Below are 7,204 nucleotides of genomic sequence, written 5' to 3' on the forward strand. Positions count from 1 at the left end.
TGATGGTGACGCTCGGCGAGACGCTGACCCAGCGCGTCGGCATCGTCAATCTCGGCATCGAGGGCCAGATGCTGTGCGGCGCCTGCGTCGGCTTTGCAGTGGCCGCGCACACCGGCAGCCCTGTGCTCGGCTTTGCCGCGGGCGCAGCCGCCGGACTCCTGCTGTCGTTCGTTCACGCCGCGCTGTGCCTCGGCTGCGACGCCAACCAGATCGGCAGCGGCATCGCGGTGTTCACGCTCGGGCTCGGCCTCACCTCCTATTTCGGCCGCACCGCCATCGGTGGAAAGGTCGCGGGCCTTGCGCCGCTCGCCGGGAGCAACTTTGCCGGCGTTCCCTTCTTCGGCCCCATCCTGACCCAGCTCACGCCGATTGCGCCGCTCGCCATTCTCATCGTGCTGATCGCCGGTCTCTGGCTCTATCGCACCCGCACCGGATTGAGCTGGCGTATCGTCGGCGAATCCTTCCAGACGGCACGTGCGCTCGGCATCCGGCCGATGCTGGTGCAGGCACAGGGCATTCTGGTCGGCGGGCTATTGTCGGGCTTTGCCGGCGCGATCCTGTCGGTGGACTACACCCAGACCTGGGCCAACGAGATGACCAAGGGCCGCGGCTTCGTCGCGGTCGGGCTCGTCATCGTGGCGCGCTGGAATCCGTTCCTGGTGCTGCCGGTGGTGCTGCTGTTCGGGCTGAGCGAGGCGGCCACGCTGCGCCTTCAGGCAACCGGCCTGACGCTGTCGCCCTACCTGATTTCCTGCCTGCCTTACGTCGTCTGCCTGCTCTGTGTGATCTTCGTCTCACTCAAGGAGGGCCGGATCGGCGGCATGCCGGCCGAATTGGCCTCGGTTTTCGGCCGCCGACGGTAAATCATTGCCGTCAGCGCGCGATCGGCGCTAAAATTCCCTTGTAGATCAAGCAGCCCATACTGTGATGCGCATCACATCCGACCATTTGAACCCGACCTAGGCTCGCAGCATCAAATCGCCATCAGGCGTTACAGCGAGGATACGACCATGACCCATTTCGATAAGTACTTTGGACTGAAGGCGATTACCCTGACGGCCGCGCTCTCTCTTTCGGCGGGCCTGGCTTTGGCCGGCGACAACGTGACGTCGGGCCAGATCCTGGACGCGTTGAAGCCGAAGGCGCCGCTGACCCGCGGCCTGTCCGCTGGTCCGCAAGCCGACACCGCGGCGCAAGCCAAGGAAGCGACCTTCCTCAACACCGTGCGCAATCGTTCGACGCGCTCGCTGTCGACCGGAGAGCGTGAGCAGATCGCCGAGCTTGCCGCCAGCAAGCCGAAGATCGACCTGGAAATCCAGTTCGACTACAACTCGGCCGACATCGCCAAGACCTCGGTGCCGTCGGTGCAGGCGCTCGGCAAGGCGCTTTCGGATCCGTCACTCAAGGGCTCGACCTTCGTGGTTGCCGGCCATACCGACGCAATCGGCGGCGAAGAGTACAATCAGGGCCTCTCCGAGCGTCGCGCCGACACGATCAAGAAGTTCCTGGTCGAGAAGTACGGCCTCACCGGCACCAACCTCGTGACGGTCGGTTACGGCAAGACCAAGCTGAAGGACACCGCCAACGGCGCCGACCCGATCAACCGTCGCGTCCAGGTCGTGAACATGGAAGCCCAGAACACCGCTTCGAAATAATCTCGAAGCAGACACGGACGAAACGCCCGCCGTTCCCCGCGGCGGGCGTTTTCATATCCAGCTCTGAAAAATCATCAAGCGGTTGAAGTTCTGCATCGAGGTGCCGACGAAGGCGGCCGAGACCGGCAGCATCACGGCAAAGCCGATCGCGGCTGCCGCGACATAGGCCCACAGCGCCAGATGCGACATCTTTCCTCGTTGCAGGACATAGACCAGCGCGAGCGATGCGGCGGTCGCGGCCGGCAGATAATAATAGATGAAGCCGAGCGTACGCGGCAGCAGCGCCCAGGCGAGATACGGCCCGAGGTAAAATGCCAGGATCAGGAACGCGTCCCAGCGCCGTGCGACGATGACGTCGCGTGCGACGACGACGAGCGCGACGAGTGCCGGCCACAGCACCAAGGGATTACCCAGGAATACGATCGCGGCGATGCGATCCTCGGCCGTCTTGTCGAACAGGAACCACACCGGGCGCGCGAGCCAGGGCCAGGACGGCCACGAGCTCTGATAGGTGTGGCCGGCAATCGCGGTCGTGGTGTTGTCGGCAAAGATTCTGCGCTGCGCCTCGATCAGCTCGGACGGCGACAGCCCGTAGAGCGGCACGAAGCTCGCAAGATAGGTGAGCGCCGGCAGCGCCACGAAGCAGAGCGCAAAATGCTGCAGCCTGAAGTCGGGCCAGAGGTCCTGATGATACCAGTCGTTTGGTTTTGCATCGCCAAAGGTCACGCGCCAGGACTGCAGCAGACGAACCATCGCGACGATCGCGATGCAGGTTGCCAGCGGAAACAGGCCGCTCCATTTGCACGCCGCCGCAAGGCCGAACAGGCCGCCCGCGAGCGCGAACAACAGATGCGGCCTCTCCTTGCGAAAGCCGTGCATGAAGGCGGCGGTGGCGAGGAGGCCGAAGGCCAGCGCGAAAATATCGAGCATGGCGATGCGCGACTGCACGAACAGCATCTGGTTGCAGATCGCGATCAGCGCCGCCGCGATCGCAGGCGCCTGGCTTGCGAACAGCGCAAGCCCGCAGAGATAGATCGCGACGATCGCGAGCGCGCCGAACAGCGTCGCGGGATAGCGCCAGCCCAGCGCATTGTCGCCGAACACGGCGATCGAGACCGCAATCAGCTCTTTTGCGAGCGGCGGATGCATCGGATTGAGCACGGGCTTCGGCAATACCGGCTGCAGCATCTGCCGCGCGGCCGGAACGTAATGCACCTCGTCGAAGACGAACTTCTCCGGCGTGCTGATTCCGATCAGCAGCACGAGATGCGCGATCAGGAATATCGCGACAGCGAGGACTGCGCTCCGCGACACCTCCGGAACTGACGCGGTTTCACGCGACGCTTGTGGGGATATTTTGCGTGGCAAATTTGGCTCACCGCGGACAAAAAATTCTTCGCTTTCTGCTTTGAACGCATTTTGCCGCAACTGTCACTAAGCATAGCGCGCGTGCCGAGATGCTTGTGATAATTCTACAACATCAAAACTGCGTGCGATCCGGTACGATACGGGACACATCGATCGGTTATGAAATGAATTTGCGCCTCCGCGTACTTCTCCCTGCCTCATCGCTTGCCCTCGTCTGCGCGACGCTGTCGGCGCAGGCGCAGACGCGCGTCGGCGAAGCCGTCGTGATCCAGAACGAGGTCGTGCGCGTTGCCGCGAGCGCCACGCAGATCAAGGTCGGCGACAGCATGCTGCGCGACGAGACCGTGCGCACGGGTTCTGACGGCGCGGCGCGCTTCGTCATGGCCGACAGCACCAATCTGTCGCTCGGACCGAGCGCAACGCTAAAACTCGACCGCACCGTCTTCAACGACGAGCACAGCTATCGCGACGTCGCGATCCGCATGACCTCGGGCGCTTTCCGCTTCGTCACCGGACATTCGGAAAAGGCCGCCTACAAGATCACCACGCCGCTCGCCACGATCGGCGTGCGCGGCACCACGCTCGACATTCTGGCGCAGCGCGGCCGCTCCGTCGTGGTGCTGCAGGATGGCGCCGCCACGGTCTGCACGCTGACGCTCCAGTGCATCCAGCTCACCCAGCCCGGCGACACCGCAATCATCACCTCGGTCGGCGGCAAGGTCACCATCACCAAGACCAGCACCCCGCCCTGGACGTTCGCCGCGAACTGCAGCGCATCGCCCGGCCTGTGCTCGGTCAATCAATATGCCGACGCCTCGCCCACTATCACGCCCGCCGTCCATGACGACGGCATGCTGTGCGGGCGCTGACCATGGTGGCATCGAAGCTCCGCATCGCCCTGCTCGCGGTTGCGCTCGCCGCGGCCACGATGCTCGCACTGATCGCGGTCGATACGCGTCCTGCCTCCGCGCAAGCCGGGTGTGAATTCAACTGCCCGTCACCCACGCCGACGCCCACCTATTCGCCATCGCCGTCGCCGACCCCGACCTACACACCGACGCCGACGCCGACGCCGACACCCACACCGACGCCAGCTCCGTCACCATCGCCCTCGCCGTCTCCGAGCCCGGCCCCTTCGCCGAGCCCCAATCCGGTGAACCCGACGAGTTCGGATTCCGGCGGCGGGTCGGTCGGCGATCTCGCCAATCAGCGCTTCAACCAGATGATCACCAACCGCGTGCTCGGCAACGTGCTGCTGGGGGTCAACGAGCAGGTCAATTGCAGCGACTGCATCAGCGCCTTCGGTTCGGCCGGCTCGTTCTCCGCCGGCATCCACGGCCGCAAGGAGCTGACCAACAATCTGTCGCTGCTCGCCGGCCTCGCCTACACGCAGTACAACGAGGGCGGCTACAAGGTGACGAGCGCGCCGATCGGCGCCTTTGCGCTGCGCTATGACTTCACCGATTGGGGCTCGTCACGGCCGTTCTTCGACGTCGGCACCATCCTGACGCCCTGGGAGAAGGTGCGCTACACCCGCACCTATACGACGAGCCTCGGGCCCGTCAGCGTGACGAGCGCGACCAATGCCTCGAACTATGCCGTCTACGGCCGTGCGGGGTGGATGAGCCGGGTGTCGCCGCGCGACGAGGTCGCGGCCTCAGTCGAGTTCTGGCAGTTGTGGCAGCGCGTCTCCGGCTACACGGACGCGGCATCAGCCTTCAATCCGTTCGATGCGACGATCGCAACCGGCACCGACCGCACCAGCCTCGTCAAGATCGGCGGCCAGTGGACGCATCTCTACGGCAGCAACATCGAAGCCAATATCAACGGCGGCTGGGTGCAATCGTTCGGGACCCACAGCGGCATCGTCGCGACCGTGACCGGCAACGGCACCGTGGTGCCAACCATCGGAAATCAAGGCTGGTTCGAATATGGCGGCCGTCTCGGCTTCCGCGTGCAGAAGGGCTGGATCGTCGATCTCTTCGCCAACGGCACGCTCGGCCCGCAGCCGGTGGGCAACACGATCCATGGCGGCGTGGGGCTGCGGATCAATTACTAGCCGGCGTTGACAGCCAACTGCGCGGCAAAGGCCCGCTTGTAGGCCGGCCGCGCTTCGCCGCGGGCGACATAGGCGGCGAGGTTCGGATAGGCGTTGATAAGGCCCGATGGTTTCAGGCGCAGCAGGACCGACACCATCATCAGGTCGCCAGCGCTGAAGGCACCATCGAGCCAGTCAGCGCTGCCGAGCCGCGCGGACAATGGCTTCAGGCGGTCGTGGATGCGATCCACGACCAAAGGCAGGCGCTCCGTGGTCCAGGGCTTGTCGCCCTCCACGATTTTGGCGGTCACGAGTTCGAGGATGGCAGGCTCGACGGTGTTGACCGCAGCAAACATCCAGGTGATCGCGCGCGCCCGCGCATTGGCGTCCTCGGGCAGCAGACCCCCATGGCGCTCGGCGATGTGGAAGACGATCGCCCCCGTCTCGAACAGGGCGAGATCGCCTTCCTCATAAGTCGGAATCTGGCCGAAGGGATGCAGCGCCAGATGCGCAGGCTCCTTCATCGCACGAAACGACACGAGGCGAACCTCGTAGGGCTGCCCCACTTCTTCGAGCGCCCAGCGCACCCGCGTATCGCGCGCCAATCCCTTGCCGCCATCGGGTGAGCGTTCAAACGCTGTAATGGTGATCGTCATTGTCAGGCTCCTCCCGACGACAATCATCGCCTGCAATCAGGCGTCGGCCGCGGCGGGCTGCGTGGTGGCGGCCGCGACATCCATCCACATCACCTCCCAGATGTGGCCGTCCGGATCCTCGAAGCTGCGTCCGTACATGATACCAAAATCCTGCTTCGGGCCGGGATCTGCAATACCGCCTGATGTCTTGGCCTTGCCGACGATGTCGTCGACCTCGGCACGGCTGTCCGCGGACAGGCAGAGCAGCACTTCGCTCGATTTTTTGGCATCCGCGATCGACTTCGGCGTGAACTGCTTGAATTTGTCGTGCGTCAGCAGCATGACGAAGATGGTGTCGGAGACCACCATGCAGGACGCCGTGTCATCGGAAAATTGCGGATTCTTGGTGGCGCCGATCGCCTCATAGAACGCGGTGGCGCGGGCGAGGTCGGCGACGGGCAAATTGACGAAGATCATCCTGGACATCAAAGGCTCCTTGCGAGGGGTTCTGTCCAAGGACGACGCGGGACGCGGCAAACCGACAGCGTCTCGAGATTTTTTTTGAGATTACTTCTTCTCGTTCGGATCCCGGTGCACCGGATCGACCCACAGCACGGTTTCGGGCTTCTCGACCGGCTCGATGTCGAGATTGATCGCGACCGCCTCGCCGTCGCTGCGCACCAGCACACATTCCAGCACCTCGTCGGGGCTGGCGTTGATCTCCTGATGCGGCACGTAGGGCGGCACGAAGATGAAGTCGCCGGGGCCGGCCTCCGCGGTGAATTGCAGGCTCTCGCCCCAGCGCATCCGCGCTCTTCCCTTCACCACATAGATCACGCTTTCGAGATGGCCATGATGATGCGCGCCGGTCTTGGCGTCCGGCTTGATGTGCACCGTGCCGGCCCACAGCTTCTGCGCGCCGACGCGCGCAAAATTGATCGCGGCGGCGCGATCCATGCCCGGCGTCGACGGCACGTTGGTGTCGAGCTGGTTGCCGGGAATGACGCGCACGCCGTCATGCTTCCAGCGATCGTCATGATCGTGGTCATGGTGGGAATGCGTGTGATCGTGGCCGCTCATTGTCTTGCTTTCTGTTGGTTCCGTGAGGAACACGCTAACGAATGCTGCGGCATCAAGCCATCCCAAAATAGGAACTCTCGCAGCAGGTCTGCGTTGTCTTGCCGATAGAACTGGAAGGAGAGTTTCATGGGTAGCACGACCGACAAGATCAAGGGCGCCACCAACGAGGCGATCGGCAAGGCCAAGCAGGGTATCGGCGAGGCCACCGGTTCCGACCGACTGAAGGGCGAAGGCGTGGTCCAGGAAGTGAAGGGCAAGGGCCAGCAGGCCATGGGCGACGCCAAGGACGCCGCGAAGGAGGCGATTGATCGTGCCGCGGCCGCCGCAAAGCGCGCGGCGGAGTGATGCGTATCAGTTGAATGCGAAAAGACCGGCCGCGAGGCCGGTCTTTTTTGTGTTTTTGCAGTTTCATCGTCATGCCCGGGCTT

General features: G+C 63.9%; 9 protein-coding genes. 5 read left to right on the forward strand and 4 right to left on the reverse strand.

Features of this window, described 5'->3' with window-relative positions:
* Both C2U70_RS22705 and C2U70_RS22710 read left to right on the forward strand, forming a co-directional pair.
* Window positions 1-863: ABC transporter permease (locus C2U70_RS22705; RefSeq protein WP_140980646.1), on the forward strand; the 863-nt coding region annotated here is incomplete at its 5' end.
* Window positions 864-1,010: 147 nt separating this feature from the next.
* Entirely contained in the window at window positions 1,011-1,655 is a 645-nt protein-coding gene (locus C2U70_RS22710) for an OmpA family protein (protein WP_140980647.1), read from the forward strand.
* A 51-nt stretch (window positions 1,656-1,706) separates the two neighbouring features.
* Here the strand turns inward: C2U70_RS22710 and C2U70_RS22715 are convergent, their stop codons facing one another.
* Window positions 1,707-2,969, reverse strand: a complete 1,263-nt coding sequence (locus C2U70_RS22715; RefSeq protein ID WP_246666831.1) for a phospholipid carrier-dependent glycosyltransferase — start codon at window positions 2,967-2,969, stop codon at window positions 1,707-1,709.
* 218 nt (window positions 2,970-3,187) lie between these two features.
* Here C2U70_RS22715 and C2U70_RS22720 point away from each other — a divergent pair, with 218 nt between their 5' ends.
* Both C2U70_RS22720 and C2U70_RS22725 read left to right on the forward strand, forming a co-directional pair.
* The gene (locus tag C2U70_RS22720; RefSeq protein ID WP_246666832.1) at window positions 3,188-3,892 is read left to right on the forward strand and encodes a FecR family protein; all 705 of its coding nucleotides are present in this window, start codon (window positions 3,188-3,190) and stop codon (window positions 3,890-3,892) included.
* A 2-nt stretch (window positions 3,893-3,894) separates the two neighbouring features.
* Window positions 3,895-5,082, forward strand: a complete 1,188-nt coding sequence (locus C2U70_RS22725; protein WP_140980649.1) for a hypothetical protein — start codon at window positions 3,895-3,897, stop codon at window positions 5,080-5,082.
* Here C2U70_RS22725 and C2U70_RS22730 read toward each other — a convergent pair.
* The 3 genes from C2U70_RS22730 to C2U70_RS22740 all read right to left on the reverse strand — a co-directional run bounded on the left by C2U70_RS22730 (window position 5,079) and on the right by C2U70_RS22740 (window position 6,776).
* Entirely contained in the window at window positions 5,079-5,717 is a 639-nt protein-coding gene (locus tag C2U70_RS22730) for a glutathione S-transferase family protein (protein ID WP_140980650.1), read from the reverse strand. The two genes, C2U70_RS22725 and C2U70_RS22730, sit on opposite strands and share 4 nt — an antisense overlap.
* A 36-nt stretch (window positions 5,718-5,753) precedes the next feature.
* Window positions 5,754-6,182 (reverse strand): VOC family protein, encoded by a 429-nt coding sequence (locus C2U70_RS22735; protein ID WP_140980651.1) that lies wholly within the window; start codon window positions 6,180-6,182, stop codon window positions 5,754-5,756.
* Window positions 6,183-6,263: 81 nt separating this feature from the next.
* Window positions 6,264-6,776, reverse strand: coding sequence for a cupin domain-containing protein (locus C2U70_RS22740; RefSeq protein ID WP_140980652.1), 513 nt, complete (start codon window positions 6,774-6,776; stop codon window positions 6,264-6,266).
* Window positions 6,777-6,902: 126 nt separating this feature from the next.
* On the opposite strand from C2U70_RS22740, the gene C2U70_RS22745 reads away from it, so the two are divergent.
* Entirely contained in the window at window positions 6,903-7,121 is a 219-nt protein-coding gene (locus C2U70_RS22745; protein ID WP_140980653.1) for a CsbD family protein, read from the forward strand.
* Window positions 7,122-7,204: the final 83 nt, after the last annotated feature.

The sequence above is a fragment of the Bradyrhizobium guangdongense genome, assembly GCF_006483445.1.
GTDB lineage: Bacteria > Pseudomonadota > Alphaproteobacteria > Rhizobiales > Xanthobacteraceae > Bradyrhizobium > Bradyrhizobium guangdongense_A.

Bases quoted from the DNA above. Each gene is read 5' to 3' on its own strand.
- C2U70_RS22710 (WP_140980647.1), top strand. From the start codon at position 1,011: ATGACCCATTTCGATAAGTACTTTGGACTGAAGGCGATTACCCTGACG.
- C2U70_RS22720 (WP_246666832.1), top strand. From the start codon at position 3,188: ATGAATTTGCGCCTCCGCGTACTTCTCCCTGCCTCATCGCTTGCCCTC.
- C2U70_RS22725 (WP_140980649.1), top strand. From the start codon at position 3,895: ATGGTGGCATCGAAGCTCCGCATCGCCCTGCTCGCGGTTGCGCTCGCC.
- C2U70_RS22730 (WP_140980650.1), bottom strand. From the start codon at position 5,717: ATGACGATCACCATTACAGCGTTTGAACGCTCACCCGATGGCGGCAAG.
- C2U70_RS22735 (WP_140980651.1), bottom strand. From the start codon at position 6,182: ATGTCCAGGATGATCTTCGTCAATTTGCCCGTCGCCGACCTCGCCCGC.
- C2U70_RS22740 (WP_140980652.1), bottom strand. From the start codon at position 6,776: ATGAGCGGCCACGATCACACGCATTCCCACCATGACCACGATCATGAC.
- C2U70_RS22745 (WP_140980653.1), top strand. From the start codon at position 6,903: ATGGGTAGCACGACCGACAAGATCAAGGGCGCCACCAACGAGGCGATC.